This is a genomic window from uncultured Gordonia sp. (assembly GCF_937858515.1).
GTDB lineage: Bacteria > Actinomycetota > Actinomycetes > Mycobacteriales > Mycobacteriaceae > Gordonia.
On record NZ_CALLZT010000005.1, the window covers coordinates 1 to 16,618 of the forward strand.

13 protein-coding genes and 2 pseudogenes are annotated in these 16,618 nt (G+C 62.9%); 3 read left to right on the forward strand and 12 right to left on the reverse strand.

The genetic code is table 11. The features are described 5' to 3' along the window. Positions 1-673: 673 nt before the first annotated feature. The 6 genes and pseudogenes from Q0627_RS00310 to Q0627_RS00335 form a co-directional block, all read right to left on the reverse strand. Positions 674-1,561 carry an ATP-binding protein gene (locus Q0627_RS00310; RefSeq protein WP_298807122.1) on the reverse strand — a complete coding sequence of 296 codons (888 nt, stop codon included), beginning with the start codon at positions 1,559-1,561 and terminating at the stop codon, positions 674-676. Positions 1,562-1,836: 275 nt separating this feature from the next. Continuing rightward, complete coding sequence (locus Q0627_RS00315) at positions 1,837-2,199, reverse strand: helix-turn-helix domain-containing protein (protein WP_291012275.1); 363 nt, start codon at positions 2,197-2,199, stop codon at positions 1,837-1,839. A 51-nt stretch (positions 2,200-2,250) separates the two neighbouring features. Continuing rightward, entirely contained in the window at positions 2,251-2,493 is a 243-nt protein-coding gene (locus tag Q0627_RS22435) for a transposase (RefSeq protein ID WP_366851720.1), read from the reverse strand. Between the two features lie 538 nt (positions 2,494-3,031). After that, positions 3,032-3,539 (reverse strand): annotated as a pseudogene (locus Q0627_RS00325) (transposase); the annotation flags it as partial. Positions 3,540-5,058: 1,519 nt separating this feature from the next. Further along, complete coding sequence (locus tag Q0627_RS00330) at positions 5,059-5,805, reverse strand: IS30 family transposase (RefSeq protein ID WP_291012468.1); 747 nt, start codon at positions 5,803-5,805, stop codon at positions 5,059-5,061. Positions 5,806-6,591: 786 nt separating this feature from the next. Further along, complete coding sequence (locus Q0627_RS00335; protein ID WP_291012279.1) at positions 6,592-6,792, reverse strand: hypothetical protein; 201 nt, start codon at positions 6,790-6,792, stop codon at positions 6,592-6,594. Between the two features lie 1,291 nt (positions 6,793-8,083). On the opposite strand from Q0627_RS00335, the gene Q0627_RS00340 reads away from it, so the two are divergent. The 3 genes from Q0627_RS00340 to Q0627_RS00350 all read left to right on the forward strand — a co-directional run bounded on the left by Q0627_RS00340 (position 8,084) and on the right by Q0627_RS00350 (position 11,489). Beyond that, the gene (locus Q0627_RS00340; protein WP_291012281.1) at positions 8,084-9,034 is read left to right on the forward strand and encodes a ParA family protein; all 951 of its coding nucleotides are present in this window, start codon (positions 8,084-8,086) and stop codon (positions 9,032-9,034) included. A gap of 208 nt (positions 9,035-9,242) precedes the next feature. Then, a complete protein-coding gene (locus Q0627_RS00345; RefSeq protein ID WP_291012283.1) occupies positions 9,243-10,400 on the forward strand; it encodes a ParB/RepB/Spo0J family partition protein in 1,158 nt (385 codons plus the stop codon). Positions 10,401-10,598: 198 nt separating this feature from the next. Beyond that, a complete protein-coding gene (locus tag Q0627_RS00350; protein ID WP_291012285.1) occupies positions 10,599-11,489 on the forward strand; it encodes a hypothetical protein in 891 nt (296 codons plus the stop codon). Positions 11,490-11,585: 96 nt separating this feature from the next. Here Q0627_RS00350 and Q0627_RS00355 read toward each other — a convergent pair whose 3' ends face one another. The 6 genes and pseudogenes from Q0627_RS00355 to Q0627_RS00380 all read right to left on the reverse strand — a co-directional run. After that, positions 11,586-12,728, reverse strand: a complete 1,143-nt coding sequence (locus Q0627_RS00355) for an N-acetylmuramoyl-L-alanine amidase (RefSeq protein ID WP_291012288.1) — start codon at positions 12,726-12,728, stop codon at positions 11,586-11,588. Between the two features lie 206 nt (positions 12,729-12,934). Beyond that, a complete protein-coding gene (gene trxA / locus Q0627_RS00360; protein ID WP_291012291.1) occupies positions 12,935-13,267 on the reverse strand; it encodes a thioredoxin in 333 nt (110 codons plus the stop codon). A 61-nt stretch (positions 13,268-13,328) separates the two neighbouring features. After that, positions 13,329-14,366, reverse strand: coding sequence for a thioredoxin-disulfide reductase (trxB, locus tag Q0627_RS00365; RefSeq protein ID WP_291012292.1), 1,038 nt, complete (start codon positions 14,364-14,366; stop codon positions 13,329-13,331). A 139-nt stretch (positions 14,367-14,505) separates the two neighbouring features. Further along, complete coding sequence (locus tag Q0627_RS00370; protein ID WP_291012293.1) at positions 14,506-15,216, reverse strand: hypothetical protein; 711 nt, start codon at positions 15,214-15,216, stop codon at positions 14,506-14,508. A 16-nt stretch (positions 15,217-15,232) separates the two neighbouring features. Next, positions 15,233-15,820 carry an RNA polymerase sigma factor SigM gene (gene sigM, locus Q0627_RS00375; protein WP_291012295.1) on the reverse strand — a complete coding sequence of 196 codons (588 nt, stop codon included), beginning with the start codon at positions 15,818-15,820 and terminating at the stop codon, positions 15,233-15,235. A gap of 254 nt (positions 15,821-16,074) precedes the next feature. Then, positions 16,075-16,618 (reverse strand): annotated as a pseudogene (locus Q0627_RS00380) (virulence factor MviN); the annotation flags it as partial.

Genomic DNA, 16,618 nt, shown 5'->3' on the forward strand with positions numbered 1-16,618 from the left:
ATGCCGACGTCGCCGCCAGAAGAACACGACCAAACACCCACCAGTACCAACTAGGTAGAAAACCGGTACCAACTACACGGACTACCCGTACCAAGCAGGGCTACGTGCCATCAGCGGACTTGGCCAAGGTCATGCCAGGGCTGGGTCACGCCAGGGCTGCGGGCCTCATCGATTTCCGGGCGTCATCGGGTGGACGCCGAAGTCTCTGGCAACCTGTTCGATCGCGACGGCTGCTCCACTATCACGGTCACCCGGACTACATCGTCACCGAACTCTTGGGGGTAATGCTGAGCACAGCTACATCGTTTTACATCGTTGCTAGATATGGGGTCGTGTTTCACGTGAAACGTGTGATGTCTGCTCATCCATGGAGATTGGTCACGTGACGCCGGCGTACTGTCTAGCGCGGTCATTTGCCTCGTAGCGGTGCAGCTGGATCGTGATCCTCCGTGGCGGTGGTGAGGTGTGTTAGTTGTAGCAGCGGATCGGTGACCACCTCCGTTGGTGGTTCATATCGAGGTCGCATGTCGAGGTCGGTGGTCAGGGTCGGTCGGTATCGATGAGGACTTCGAGTCCAACGTGTTGGTGGCCTTCAGCCCTATTCGTCGGGCTGTCAACGGCGGCTGAAATCTGGCCCCTTTTCGACGGTTGAATTTTGACCCCGGTGTGGTTGTTACTGGTTGTGTTTGGCGAGGTCGCGTCGGTTTTTGGTGCGGTAGGAGTCGCCTGTGATGGTGATGACTTCGGCGTGGTGGACGAGGCGGTCGATCAGGGCTGCGGCGACGATCTCGTCGGCGAACACTTTGCCCCAGCGGCCGAAGGGCATGTTGGAGGTGATCAGGATTGATCCTTGTTCGTAGCGGCTGGCGATGAGTTGGAAGAACAGGTTGGCGGTGTCGGAGTCGAACGGTAGGTACCCGATTTCGTCGACGATGAGCAGTCGGTAGCGGCGTAGTCGTTTGAGTTCGTGTTGCAGTCGTCCGGTGGCGTGGGCCTTGGTCAGGCGGGTGGCCCAGCCGGTGGCGGTGTCGAACAGGACCGGGTAGCTGTTGTGGGTGGCTTTGATACCGAGCGCGATTGCCAGGTGCGCTTTTCCCACCCCTGGTGGTCCGAGAAGGATCACGTTGTGGGGGGTGAAGGTGACGCCGTAGAGGTCGAGGGTGGCGGTGATGTCGACGAACCGGCCGATCGCTGCCGGGTGGACCGAGTAGTCGTTGCCGGCGACCGGCACGCAGTAGTCCCGGGCCAGTCGGCGGCGTTCGTGAATCCCGACCCGGGGCGGGACGGTCGGTAGCGCGGCCATCGCTGCCACATCGGCGGCCAGCAGATCGGACGGGCACCTGCCGATAGCGCGGGCGTTACGTCTGTTGCTGTGCTCGGTGAGCCAACTGCTGATCTGGGTGTTGAAGTCCGCCGGGGACTCGAACCGATGGCCGGGCAGGAACGAGGTTTCGAAGAACCCGTTGTTGCGTTCGACCATGCCCTTGTACTCGGGGTCTCGTGGTGGGTACTCGGGGTCTCGTGGTGGTGCCAGCTCCAGCCTGGTCCCCAGCGTTCCCACGAACGCTGCCGCTTCAGCAGTGGGTTTACCTTTACCTCCGATCGCTGATTCACGGTCCCACACGACCTCTTTCGTGCCTTTTCGTGACCGCACCGACCTGTGAGAGCAGCAACCACATACCGGCCAGGATGTCCCCGGCCAGCCGGGATGGAATCATCATCGCCAGCCGGTACTGTGACTAGGCCAACGTCATCACCAACACCGGCAGCACCGCAGACTGGTTGAGGCCCAACGGGATCGGGTAGTCGGGGAACCACAGATCCCACTGTGAACACTCACCTGGAACACTCACCTGGCTCATAGACCACCCGATCAGCGGGGTCCACACCCCGGAACTCGGGCCGGATCACCCGGACCCGGTCCTTGAGCACCGTCAGTGACCTGGTCCACCCGATCCGCTCAGCGATCACCGTCGCAGGCATTGTCGGATACTCGGCCAACAACGCCCGGATCGACGGCTCGAACACATCCACAGCCGACCCCTTCGCCGCCCGCACATACTTCGGCGGCTCGTCAGCAGCCAACGCCGCCCGGACCGTGTTCCGGGCCACTCCCAGCCGGCGCGCGATCTCCTTGATCGGCACACCCTCACTGCGATGCAAACGGCGGATCTCCGCCCACTGTTCCACTGAAATCATCCTCCTGATCAGACGGGGGTCAAAATTCACCCGTCGTCAGGGGGTCAGTTTTCACGCGTCGTCAACAGGGGTGTACTCGGTCAATACCGCGCCGATGAACGGATGATGGTGTTGCAGCTGGGGAAGATGCCCACCGTGCGGCGCCTGGCCTCCTCGGTTGAGGGGTTTGGTGGGGTTGTTGGACCAGGTTCTCCTCCATGCATCACTGGGCAATGCGGTGAAGGTGAGTATGTCTTCGCGGGGATCGCCGCGGTGTTCGGCGACTTCGGGTGGCTCGAATTCGGTGTCTTCCAGAAGACGGTTGGATTGTTCGTGGACCGCGGCTGGCGGTGGGTTGGTCGTGTGCGTTTGTGCAGCGTCGCCTTAACCGCCGGCCATTGGGCTCTTCGAGCACTCACTCATGAGATTCGCGGAGTTGAGATTCACGGAGTCATGGGTGCGGTACCGCTGCCATACGGCACCGGACTGGTTCACGGCACCGGACTGGTTCGCTTCAATGAGCGCGGCGGGGCGTCTTCTGAGGTCACCACTGAACTTCCGAACGTCACCCAGGCTACGAGCGACCAACTCGGCGAAGAAGGTGTCGGTTCTCTTCCTTGGTGAGTGTCGGCGGTGACGAAGGTGAACAGTCTGGTCCTGTCGAGGCGGCGATGTAGCCGTTGCCAGAGCAGTCATGCCCATTTTGCACCGCAGGCCGACTGCGCTTGGACCTGCATTGATACTCCGACCGGGAAAGTCCTTCGCTAGGCGGGTGACGATGGCACTTCCGAGTCGTTGAGTGATCGACATGCTTCAGAAGAAGCTGCTTGTCGATATGCTGGGCAGCTCTGTCTCATGGGTGGTGGCGGGATCTTATCTGCCGTGTTTCACGTGAAACACGGCAGGTCTTACGGACCGTTGTCGGGGTTGTGGGGCGCCTAAGCTGCTGAACGACTGTTCGCGAGGATGGCACCGAGCAGATCGATGATGGTCTCGCGGGTGGGAAGATCCCGACCGAGTCGTAGGTGCGGCGCAGGATCTGGTGGTTGAGCAGCTCGATTGGGTTGTTCGACCAAATCTGGCCCATACGTCCGTCCTTTGGGAACGCGCCGAAAGCCGGGACCAGGGCCTCGCGGTGTCCATCAGCGTTGATGCCGGTAGCGATCATCGCGACCGCCTTCATCGTCACCGCGTAGGTGCCGACGATTGCGAATGCGAACGGCCTGGCGGTATCGATGCGACGGTGCCTGAACGCGGCGACCTGCTCGTCGGGTTCAGCGGCCATCCGGGAGACCTAGGACTTCGACAGCGAGTCGATGCCACAGAGTCTTGACGAGTTTGTCCATTCGGCAGGTTGAGACTTGGCCAGATAGCGGGCGGCGACTACGCGTGATCAACGCTGATGCGGTGCATTGCCTCGTTCGAGGAGCCGTTCGGGAAGTGTATGAGCCGGACCGGGGCTCCGATGCGGCTACGTCTTGTCCTCCCCTCCCCTACCGGGGTGTACGCATATGCTTGGCCTTTGATCTCGCAACTGGAATGTTGGGCGGGGTTGTCCAGAGTTTGTGTAGGTATCACCAGAAGACTGCAACAGCCGTCACGTCGATGACGGATGACGTCAGTGAGTCTCTCGGCTCATACGTAATTGGCGCTGGAGCCGGATAAGTCCGTGGCGGTAGGTGTGCACACTTGCCGCTGGCGGCATCTGCGCCGACCGAGATCACCGATCCAGAAGCGCCTGATTGTGGCCGGTCCGGGAACCGTGTGCGTCGTACCTCCTCAATATCGTGATCGTGCTGCCGTGCACCGATTACCGGATTGCGATGGGTATGGATGTCGTTTCACGTGAAACAGCGGTAGACGCGTATCTGGTAGCGGGATCCTGAAGACCGGATAGCTCCCGGCAGCTAACCTACGTCCCTTCGGCCGCTACCCGACTATCAGAACGCTACTGCCAAATGCACGTTAGTCATGCAGGACAGTCGGCCGCTTGCACGGTCCTCGGGCCCGACCATCTGGCCAGGTGCTGGTATGAGTGTCGTCCGCCGGCAATTGGGTCCGCCGGCAATTGGGGTCTGTCACGATTGGGGCCCATCACGATCATTGACGCATCGCACCGGTTGGTACCAGGATTCCGGCAGGTTCGTACCGGTGGGGTTGTGGTCGTCAACGTCGGCGTCAGCCGAGGTGCCCGGCGCTGATGAAGAACGGAAGGCTGATGCCGGATCAGCGCACTGGCAGACGCACTTCCCGACCGAGTCACCGTCGACTCCATCGTCGATCGCCGCGCCTCCGCCGCCCGCCGGATCGACCTCGGCGGAGTCGACATGCGCCAAGCCAGTCACGATCAAGCACGCACATCCGAACAATTTCGGGAGTAGCAGTATCGAAGAGTCAGAACGCGGCTACCACCAAACAGCCTAAACAGACTGGCGGTACCAACCGGAGACACGTATCAATCATGCTGACGGTTGGAGCGCCAGCGCTTGGCCATGAGGCAGGCTCGCTACCGAAACCTAGGGGCGCCGACGACGCCGTAGACGTGCTAGGTAAGCCGGCACAGGCAGGAATGGTGCGGATGGGGGTCTCATGCAAGTACTTGCTAGAAACGTCACTGTGACAAGGCATATTCGGGTGGTTGACTGACGAATCGAAGTTCTCGACTGACGATCGATTGGATGCTGACTCTTCAGGCCGAAGTTCGGGAGCACCCGGTATTTGTCAAGGAGGTTTGAAGCCACCGGTAGTTGACAATGTCGGTGTTGTCGGTTTGTGTGGTCAGCTGCAGTGGGACTGGGCGGCTGCTGGTAGATCGCCGGTCGGTGTGGGTGTCTGGTTGAGTTCGGTGGGCTTGTTGATCGAGACCGTTGTGGGTTGGGGTCAGGATCTTCGGTCGACTGCCGACAGGTGCTCTCTGCTGTGGATGGACAGGTCTGTCCCCATGGGGAAGTAGTCACGCAGGCGCCCGTTGGTGTTCTGATTGCTGCCGCGTTGCCACGGCGAGTGTGCGTCGCAGAAGTAGACCAAGGCGCCGAAGGCAGAGGTGATGCCGAGGTGCCGCGCCATCTCGGTTCCCTGATCCCAGGTGATCGACCGGAGTAGGTGCGCGGGAAGGTCGGCCATCCGCTCGATCAAAGCGTGGCGTAGTGTCTTGCTGTCGGCGCTGGGCAGGTGGATCAGTCCGATCGTACGTGTGTGCCGTTCGACGAGTGTACCGATGGCCGATCGGTGGCTGGGACCGACGATCAGATCGTAGTCACGGACGCGCCGCTCGATCGCCTGGCGATGCGCATCGAACGCCCGGTACCCGGTGCGGCCTCGGGCCTGCGTGGGGTTGCGTCGTACTTCGCGGGAGATCGTCGACGGAGCACGGCCGAGCTCGCGGGCGATCGACCCGATACTGTGACCGGCCTGCTTCAGGTCGGTGATGATGATTTGCTCATCCTGTGACAGGTACTGCGGGCTGACCGCTCGGACCGCGAGGCGATCGAGTGCCGGGACGAAGCCGACAGCCTTCCCGTTGCGGTACGTCTTGTAGCCGCGAGACCAGTTCTTGCTCGTGGTTCTCGAAACTTCGACTTCGCGGGCAGCAGCGTTGATGCTCGAGCCTCGTTCTCTCAGATCGATGAACCGGCGGCGTTTGACGGACTGGGGCCGGCGACCAGGCCCCTTCTTTACTCGACGGGACAACACCACTCCTGAATCTACCGGGGGCATGTGTTGCAACGAGGTCTCGAAGCCACCCCGTCGTCAGGGGGTCAGTTTTCACGCGTCGTCAACACGGACCGACGAATCCCGCGCGAGGGTTGCGGGTGCCACCCCTCAGCTGTGGCTTCGTTGTAGGACGTTTCACGGTACTTTGTGCCTGTCTTGCATAGTTTCACGTGAAACGCTGTCGAATGACGACGCCAAGCTGAGTGCGCATTGATAGATGGTCGTGACCGAGATGTTCCATCTGGAGTACACCCGCAATCTCGCGGTCTACGCGGCAGACACCCTCCCCTCCCCTAGCGCTGCGTGGTTTTCGGAAGGAACAACTTCGCGACCGGTTGGCTGGGGTGTTCTGGCTGGGGTGTCGTCGACGGATCCTGCCTCTGCTCGCGTTTGCAGCTGCCCAGGAGCGGACATGGAAGCTGCCCGCTGATGATCATGTCGGGATGCCCGGTGGCGGACATGAATCTGCCGGTGGTGGGGTGAATCAGAGTGCGGGCATGTGGGGACGGTATCGAGGAGGCACCCGGGTCCCAGACGTCGAAGGTCTTGATGGCTTCTGGTCCTCGTTGTCGAGTGTTCCTCGGAGGTGGTGCGGTGGGCGGGGTCATCGAGGTGGTTGGTGGCCAGGATCGAGTCGAGGTCGCCGGTTGCGGACCAGCCGTGAAACGGCGGCATATCCCAGCGCACGGTCCACGTTGGTCATGTTGTGGTCGATTGGTTGTGTAGGGCGGCCACGTCGGTGGAGTGTGCCGTCTTCTGGTCCATGCGTTCAGTGTCGGTGGTGGCCTTCTTTAGCCACAGGTGCGGTCCTTCGCCCTCCAGTGCCAGGGACTGGCTTTCGGCGTCGTGCGGGCGTGGATGCGTGCGGATGCGGTAGTCGGGAACGGTGCTCGGCGGCATCGATGTGGGTGATCGACTTTTCGCATGCCGCTTCGAAGTGGGCAATAGCCGAACACACTCGGGGCCCACTTGACCCACCTCATGACCACACATGAACGCGCTTGTGACCGTCGATGGGCCGTCCTATATGTCCGCCGACATCTCGCCTACGTCGGGACACTTGCGTTGCGGCAATGACCGGTCTGGACAACGACCGACCTGCCGGTCCATCATCGCTGAGTTGATCGCAAGTTTCACGTGAAACGAAGATGGGCGTCACGGCTGCGATGCCGGACAACTGTGCTTCGTGACATCGGCCTGGTCCCGCGGTGATACCGAGTGCTTGAACGCTGTCGTCAAACGGACAGAGGACGACCGGTATCGTGACCACTCCCCTCCCCCGGTCCCGCCTCGCCGACCGAGCTGCTGACGTCGTCCGCGTCGAACGGCCCGTAGCGAGCCGAGCCAGAATGCGGTCAGCCGGATCAATCGAACCAGACGCATGATCCAGATGCGTGACGCGTGTTCTGTGTGCCGTCGTCAGGGTAGGTAGCGTCGAGGGAATGTCTCTTCCTCGTGCTTCGTACGGTGCCGGTGCGTTGTGATGCAGGTCGTTGTCGTCCTTGCTGCCTGTACAGCGGATCCGACGACCATTGCGCATAGGGACGGACAGATGGGTCTAGTGGTCATACAGACAGATATTTGAGCCTGGGTCGGGCCGCAGAGTAGCTGTTCTGTCCGCACGACTCCGAGGATTGGCTCTCGGCCGGACTGGCGCCTGGTAGCGGTTGACGGCCTAGTTCGTCGTTCTGAGTGGTTCATGGCGGGGACGTCAGTGCAGTCCTTGGTAGTCCCTTGGTAATCGAGCTCGAGGATCTCCGCACCAGTGAAGATCCCGGTAGGAATTGACGTCGCGATCACGGCACCTTCGACCGGTGTGTGCCAGTCTGGTGGTGCAATCGGGTGGCGTGAATTGTGGGGTCACCGGGTCGATCGGCAGGTTCACCTCGGTCGCCACGGTTTCACGTGAAACGGTGAAATCGTGCGCCGGCTTGAAGATGATAGCGACATCATTCCGGTGCTTCTTGAACTCCTCCGGCCGCAGAGTCGGCCCGGGCATCTGCTGTGAATTGCGAGAAGAGCGAGACAAGGGGTGCCCTTTCCCCACGTTTGCCCAGCAGGATTTGTGGATAGCGCGGCGATTCATGCACACCTCGCCGCGGGATTGGTAAGTCGGCGGTCAAGGGCGCAAAATGGAGGGAGTGTGCCGGGGGTTCGGCACAAATTCCCCATCGGGTTAAGGAGTCCAAGCGTGGTCGGTCAAGACCCGGGTGTTTCACGTGAAACCACGTCGCGAGAAGGCTTTGCCAGACAGTCCCTCGACGACACACCGATCGCCAAGGCGGCTGAGCGTGCGAGTCGCGTTCTGACTCCCGGTGCGTCCGGTCTGCTGCCGAGGCCACCGCACCGGCGCGTCATCACGGTCGCCAATCAAAAGGGTGGTGTTGGTAAGACGACGACGACGGTCAATATGGCCGCCGGACTCGCTCTGCATGGAATCAGGGTGCTGGTCGTCGATCTCGATCCGCAGGGCAACGCGAGTACTGCGCTCGGCATCGACCACCGTGCCGCAAACATCGAGTCGGTGTACGAGCTTCTACTCGGCGAGACGACCCTCACCGAGGCTGCCCAGAAGTGTCCGTCGCAAGAGAATCTCTACTGCATCCCTGCCACGCTGGACTTGGCCGGTGCGGAGATAGAACTTGTGTCGCTGGTTGCTCGCGAGAATCGTCTGCGCAGCGCCCTGGACAGTAGCCAGCTCGACGCACTCGGGATCGATTACGTGTTCATCGATTGCCCGCCATCTCTCGGCTTGCTGACAGTCAACGCCATGGTCGCGGCCGACGAGGTACTGATCCCGATTCAGTGTGAGTACTACGCACTCGAAGGTGTGGGCCAGTTGCTGCGCAACATCGAGCTCGTGCAGGCGCACCTCAATCGCCGACTGCATGTATCCACCATCCTCCTCACCATGTACGACGGCCGCACAAAGCTGGCCGATCAGGTCGCCGAGGAGGTGCGCCGGCATTTCGGCAGCAAGGTTCTCAACACGATCATTCCGCGGAGTGTGAAGGTGTCCGAGGCACCCGGGTACGGGATGACGATCATCGAGTACGACCCGGGGTCACGTGGCTCGATGAGCTATCTCGATGCCTCCCGCGAGTTCGCGCAGCGAGCCGTCGCAAGTACCGGTCCACGCTGAACTTGTCGGGGACGATCAGTTGCGAACCTGTCGCAGTAGTCATGTCGGCACACCTGATCAGTCCTGGGATACCTGCGGTTGTTGAACCGTCCATGCAGCATCATGGAATAGTTCGGGATGACGGTTTGCGATGCCTCGTCACACCGTCGTTTCGATCACTTTCCCACCACACCAGATTTCGCCTACACCAGATAGCGGAGGATCACCGATGAGCCGTGACACATCGACCCGGCGAGGCGGACTTGGCCGAGGGCTCGCGGCTCTGATCCCGACAGGGCCGCCGGAGGAGGACACAGCGTCGAAGGGGCCGAGTCTGGGTACTGCTGCGGCCGACGTCATCATCGGCCGCGGTCCGGAGCCGACTTCAACCGAATCCGCATCCAGGGATGTGGCGTCCGAGAACGGTGACCAGCAGGCCCCCTCCCCTACCTCGGAGGGAAAGGCGAAGTCCGACAAGCACCAAAAGGGCGACAAGAGCAAGCACGACAAGAAGGGCCAGTCCGTCGGCGCGTCGGCGAGAGATGTGGACGACGCGGCGCCCACGGACGCGTTCGCTGCAAGCTATCGTGAGCTGCGGCCGTCGGAGATCCAGCCCAATCCGCATCAGCCGCGATCGGTGTTCGACGAGGATGCGATGGCCGAACTCGTGCACTCCATCACGGAGTTCGGGCTCATGCAGCCAATTGTCGTCCGCAAGCTGGATGAACCGACCGACGACGGTGTCACCTATCAGTTGGTGATGGGTGAACGTCGCTGGCGGGCGAGTAAGGTGGCCGGGCTCGAACTGATCCCGGCGATCGTCCGAGAGACCGCCGATAGCGACATGCTTCGGGATGCGCTGCTGGAGAACATCCACCGAGCACAGCTCAATCCGCTCGAAGAGGCGGCTGCGTATCAGCAGCTTCTCGAAGAGTTCGAGGTGACGCACGAGGAGCTCGCCCGTCGGATCGGCCGTTCACGGCCGGTGATCAGCAACATGATCAGGCTCCTTAAACTGCCGGTTCCGGTTCAGCGACGAGTGGCCGCCGGCGTGCTGTCGGCAGGCCATGCGCGTGCGTTGCTGTCGCTGGAGGCCGGTGCCGACGCTCAGGAGGCGCTCGCGGCGCGCATCGTCGCCGAGGGATTGTCGGTTCGTGCCACAGAAGAGGCTGTGATGCTCGCCAATCGGGACGGTACTCCCGCTACGCCTCCTGTGCGCCGTAAGCCTATGCAGATGCCGGGTTTGCAGGACCTCGCCGAGCGGCTGTCTGATCGGCTGGATACGCGGGTGACGGTTAGCCTGGGTAAGAAGAAAGGCCGGATCGTCGTCGAGTTCGGGTCAGTGGACGACCTCGAGAGGATCATGGGAGTGATCGATCAGGGATGACGCTCGTACCGGCGGAGACTTCGTATGTGTGGCCTTCTGACGTCCGTATGAGCGGGTTCAAGGGTTAACGATAGAAACGTCACTGTGACGTAGAGGGGTGCAGAAGGGTGGAGGCGAATTGATGGTGAAACCAAAGACACTGGGAATAGCCAAGATTCGTGATATCCGGGGCATCGGTGCTGACGAGAGTGCTGTTCGATGGCAGTGACCGTATCAAGTCTGGACCTTGAGATGTTCGAGCGCCTACCCAAGCATTCACGGCAGTGTGTCTTCTGGGAGGTCGAGCCTGCAACACCCGCCCCCATCGAGGGATTCCGCAGCGAGTTCGACAAGGAGGCGTGGATCTCCGGATTGCTCCTGGAGTGGGGCACGTGCGGACAGCTGGCCACCGAATCGACCACAGGACACGTCGTCGGTGCCGCCTTCTACGCACCGCCGGGACGGGTGCCACGGTCACACCACTTTCCCACCTCCCCGGTGAGTGCCGACGCGGTTCTGCTCACAGCTATCCGTACCGAACCGGGATTCGAGGACAGCGCACTGGGTCTGTTGGATTCGGTGATCACCGATCTCATCAGGCGCGGTGTGCGGGCAATCGAAGCATTCGGCATTGTCCGGTCTGCCGACGAATCTGCGTTGTCGGACTCCGGGTTCACGGCTGGTCAGGCCGGCACGGTACAAGGCCGACAGACGCCGGTCCGCCGTCCGCCGTCCGTGACGTCGATTCCGTCGGATATCGCCGAGTGGACCGAGGAAACGATCGCCGAGGTCGCCAGGGAGATTCTCGATGCTCCTGTGCTGCCAGATGATCCGATCGTCTTGAGAAACGATCCCGTGTTGCCGGGAGTCGGCGAATACTGTGCGGAATGCATTATTGACGCAGATTTCTTGAAAGACAACGGATTTGACGTTGTCGCATCCGATCCCAAGTTTCCGCGGTTGCGACTTGAGCTCGACGAAGGCCTCAGTTGGAAGGCCGAGGTGGAGAGCGCGTTGGAGAAGCTGGTGATGAAGGCCGCGGTCGATCTGTCGATGCGTCAGGGTGCGGAGGTCGGCGCGGGGGTGACCGGATTCCGTTGTCGCGGTTGATAATTGGGTGAAAGGGACAGTGTTGTTCTACGGGGTTTCGAGGCTCATCGCCTAGGGGCTCTTCGTACCTCAACCGGTGGGGTGGGGTACGCGGTGTTAGTAGTTGGTTCCCTCGGCCGCGAGGAGATCGGCGAAGGTGTAAGTACCTGTCGGTTGATCATTCTCGCCGAGTAGATATACGCGTTTGACGGCCACGAGAATGGCCTCGGCGATGGTGTCGCGAGACTGCGGATCGCTCAGTACCGCCGCATCGGCGCTGTTGGTGATGTAGCCGATCTCGATCAATGCGGCCGGCATCTTGGTGAGCCGCAACAGTTCCCACGTGCGTTCATGAGTACGGCAGTCCATGAGATCGGTGCGGGCCACTATTTCACGCTGAATGAACTGCGCTAATTCTCGTCCGATGGTGGAAAAAGAACCGTGCGAATTGCCGAAATAGAATGTGGTGACGCCGTGAGCTCGTTCATTCGGATAGTGGGCGCACCGCAAAGAAATGGTGAGGTCGACACCCACCTGATTGGCGACCTTGGCCCGATCCTCGTCGGTGGGTGTGCCATGACCGTCGTGGGAGAGGTATGTCTCCATTCCGGCCGCGGCCATGCGCCGTTCGAGGCGGGAAGCCAAGTCCCACAGGATCTGTGACTCGAGATCGGCCATCGCGCCGGTGGAGAACTCATGCGTGCCGCCCGACCCCGGGTCGATGAGGACCCGCTTACCCGAGAGCTGCGGGCCCGAACTCCGCACGTGCTCCTCCTGCCGGATCGCATACGGGGATCCGCCGGTGACACGGCTGCCGAGACGCTGGAGTGAAACCAGTGTCGACGGTCCACAGATTCCGTCGGAAGCCAGGCCGTACTCACTCTGATACAGACACAAAGCGTTGTGGGTGGTCTCACCGAACGTTCCGTCGACCAGACCGGTGTAGTAGCCCAGGTTTTGTAGCTGTGATTGCAGGGTCGCCACATCGTCGCCGGCCATCGGCGCCGACAGGCGATACAACAGAACGCGGGCACCGAACTTGTATGACGACTCGCGCAGTACCCGATAGGTGGCCGGTCCGACGACACCGTCGACTATCAGTCCGCGTTCCTGCTGGAAAGCGCGCACCGCATGGTCGCATGCATCATCGAAGATGCCTGTGTCTTCAGATCCGACTGCGGGGAGAAGTCCACGACCGGCGAGGATCGACCTGATTTCGGAAACGCCCGAGCCCTCGTCACCACGCCGGTAGATCCGCATCGAGCGCTCCTTGCTGCCGTCCGGGCCCACCCCGTGCACAACTCACACCCCGTGTATGAGCGCTGGGCCGATCTGCATTGTCTCAGATTGTCCCAGGTGGTGGCGGCGCCGCCAATTCTAGCAGCGGGTGAAAATCACCGGACTGTCCGAGAACCGGCGAGTCGGTGCGAACAGTCCGGTGACCTGGCAGTCCGGTGAGCCGGCGATCAGGAGCCGACGACGCCGTCGAGCTCGCGCAGGAGCGCAGCCTTGCCCTTGGCGCCGACGATGGTCTTGGTCGGTTTGCCGTCCTGGAACAGGATCATCGTCGGGATGGACATGATCTGGAAGTCACGTGCGACAGCCGGGCTGGCGTCGACGTCGAGCTTGGCGATGGTCAGCTTGTCGGCGTGATCACCGGCGATCTCCTCGAGAACCGGCGCGACCATTTTGCACGGGCCGCACCAGGTGGCCCAGAAGTCCACCAGGACGGGTTTGTCGGACTGCAGCACCTCGGCGGCGAAGGTGTCGTCGGTGACGGTGATCGTGTTGGCGCCCATGTGGGCCTCCTCTGGATTGGGTGATCTGGGGTTGGGATGAGAGGTTTCGGGGGTATCCGGCTCAGACGCCGACGGCGGCAGCGGCCACCGGATCGGTGTCCTGGAGTGCTGTGTCCTCGAGTGAGGTGTGGTCCTCAAGTGAGGTGTGCTGATCGGCAAGCCAGCGTTCGGTGTCGATGGCGGCCGCGCAACCACTGCCGGCAGCGGTGATCGCCTGCCGGTAGGTGTGGTCGACGAGGTCGCCGCAGGCGAACACGCCGGGCAGCGAGGTGTGGGTGCTGCGGCCCTGTACCTGCACATATCCCTCATCGTCGAGGTCGACCTGGCCGCGGACGAGTTCGCTACGCGGGTCGTGGCCGATGGCGACGAACATGCCGGTCACGTCCAGGGTGCTGGTCGCTCCGGTCACGGTGTCGATGAGCTCGAGGCCGGTGACGGAGCTCTCGCCCAACACCTTGCCGACGGTGGCATTGGTGACGAAGCGGATCTTCTCGTTGGCACGGGCGCGTTCGAGCATGATCTTGGACGAGCGGAACTCCTCGCGGCGGTGGATGAGGGTGACGCTGCGCGCGAACTTGGTGAGGAAGGTGGCCTCCTCCATCGCCGAGTCGCCGCCGCCGATGACCGCGATGTCCTGATCCTTGAAGAAGAACCCGTCGCAGGTGGCGCAGGATGACACACCGCGGCCCAGCAGTTCCTGCTCGCCGGGGACGCCGAGGTAGCGTGCGGCCGCCCCCATGGCGAGGATGACGGCGCGGGCGCGATGCACATCGCCGGCCACCTCGACCTCCTTGACCGGCCCGTCGAGCCGGAGTGCGTCGACATCTTCCATACGCAGGTCGGCGCCGAAGCGCAGCGCCTGCTCACGCATCTCGTCCATCAGGTCGGGTCCCTGGATACCCTCGCGGAAACCCGGATAGTTCTCCACCTCTGTGGTGGTCATCAGCGCGCCGCCGAACTGGGTGCCCTCGAACAGCACCGGCGACATCTCGGCACGGGCCGCGTAGACGGCCGCCGTGTACCCGGCGGGTCCGGACCCGACGATTATCACGTCGTGGATCGGGGCGTCGCTGGTGTGTTCGGTGTCGGTGTTGGTCATCAATTCCTCCGTGCTGCGGTGTGCTGCCCAGGCTTCTACCACCGGGACGGCTATCCGCCGGTTCCGGCTCGTACAACGTAAGCGTATGCGGTCATGTTCCCTGCGGCCGGATGCACTCATCCCCCGACCCGTGACGCGGTCACCCGCCGATGGTCGTTTCGGCGATGGTGGCGGGGTTGCCGGGACCGCACTCCGGGCCGACGACCAGGGCGGTGAAACGGCCCGTCATGCCGGTGGTGACGAGGATGACGACGACGTCGCGTCCACGCAGGCGCACGGGCGCGGATCCGGCGATGGGCACGTCGTCGGCGATGCCGTGGGCTCGCGTGCATCCGCGCCGGCCGGCGTCGTCGGGGAAGGCCGGTGTTCGTGAGCCGAGCGCGGTCAGCAGGGCGGCGCGTTCGGCCGGTGACAGGGCAATCAGGGTGCCTTGCGGTGGATCGGTGGCCGGCTCGGAGCCGGCTGTCAACGCCGCGACCGTGATCCCTCCCGCGGCGACTGCCGCGATCGACGCTGCGGCGATGATCAGCTTGCCACGGCGCGGCCGCCGCGCGATGTCGACGACATTGTTGGGCACCTTGTGGTCGGGCGGATCGGCATTGTTCGGTGCACTGGCGGGTTCCCGCCGCGCGGACAGACCGGCCAGGGTGGTTCGTGACCTGGCGAGGACCTCGTCGGGCACTTCCTCCGGCGCCACCGGCCAGGCCGCGAGGTCGGCGACCGTACGATCGAGCGCCGCCAGGACAGCCCTGGCGTCGTCGTCGAGATGTGTGCGGATGTGTGCGGCCGTGGCCTCGTCGACGATGCCCGCGTGCAGGTCGGCAAGCAACTCGACGGGGTAGGCGGGCATGGGTCTGGCGCTGGGGTCAGGTGGGTTGGGGTGCTCGTGCATCGACGATCCCTCCTACGTCCATGTCGGGGTCCACGAGATGGCCGAGGAGCCGGGCGAGCCGGGCCCGGGCGCGTGAACTGCGGCTCTTGATGGTGCCGACGGGCAGATCGAGGCGCCGGGCGACCTCGGCGAGGGGGAGTCCCTCGACATCGATGGCGATGATGACGGCGCGCTGCTCGTCGGTGAGTTGGTGCAGGGCATCACCGATCGACAGGGACAGATCGACACCGGCCATGTGGTCGGAGGGGTCGGCAAACGGTGCGGTTTCCGGGTCGGCAATGGGGATGATCCGGTGAAGTTTGTTGCGCCGCAATCGATCCAGTGAACAATTGACGACGATACGGTGCAGCCAACCGCCTGCCGAGCCCTCACCGCGGAATTGGTCGGCAGTTTGGTAGGCACTGATGAGGGCCTCCTGCAAGGCATCTGCCGCGTCGTGCGGGTTACCGCAGGTGCGGACGGCGACCGCCCACAGATGACTGTGGTGACGTTCGATGAGCGCGGTGAACGCATCCGGATCACCGGCCACGTGCGCGTACAGCAGTTCTTCATCTCCGGTCACTTGCACCCTTCCCCCGCTCCCTGTTCAGAGCTTAGTGCACCCGGTGATATGTAAACCGTTGGTGCAGCCCACCATCCACAGTTGTGGGCAACTCTGTGGATAGCTTCGTGCGCAAGGGGTCCCCCGAATCCGGTAGCGCTGCTGCGAATCGGGCTCAAACTCGCTGGATAGCTTGGGCCGCAGCAGATTCCGGAGATACAAAAAGACCCGGCCGCAGTGGGCCGGGTCTGGGGAGAAACTGGATACGAAAGGCGCTACCCCGTCATCGAGATCTGGGAGATGGTTGCCTGGTACCCGCCGTCGGGGCTCGGCGGCAACGATTTGATCCAGACCAGCACGTGGCTGGTCGGTGCCGCGCCGGTGATCGGGATGGTCGTCGTGCGGTCGGCGACGCGGACCGTCGCGAGTTCGCGGGTGTTGTCCAGCCCGCCCGGCGTCGCCGATGCGGACGAACGTACCGACACATCGAACCCGGGTGTGCTGGTGCGGATCGTGACCGACTTGACCGCCTGCGGTTTGTTCAGCGCGAACATCAGCCCCATACCGGTCTTGAGTCCACCGAAGGCCGGACTGCCCTGGTAGTTGTCGGTCTGCCACGGCGGCGCCGCGCCGCTGATCACGTTCGGCAGGTAGACCGTGCCGTCGGCGGGTTGCCCGGAGTAGTCGGCGAGCGTCACCGACCGCAGACCGATCGGTCCGGCCGGGGTGGGGGCGGCCGCCGGCCGAGCCGCGTTCGCAGGCGTGGCGGGGGGGGCGGGGGGGGGCGGGGTCGCGCGGGGGGCGGGCGCCCCGCCCCCG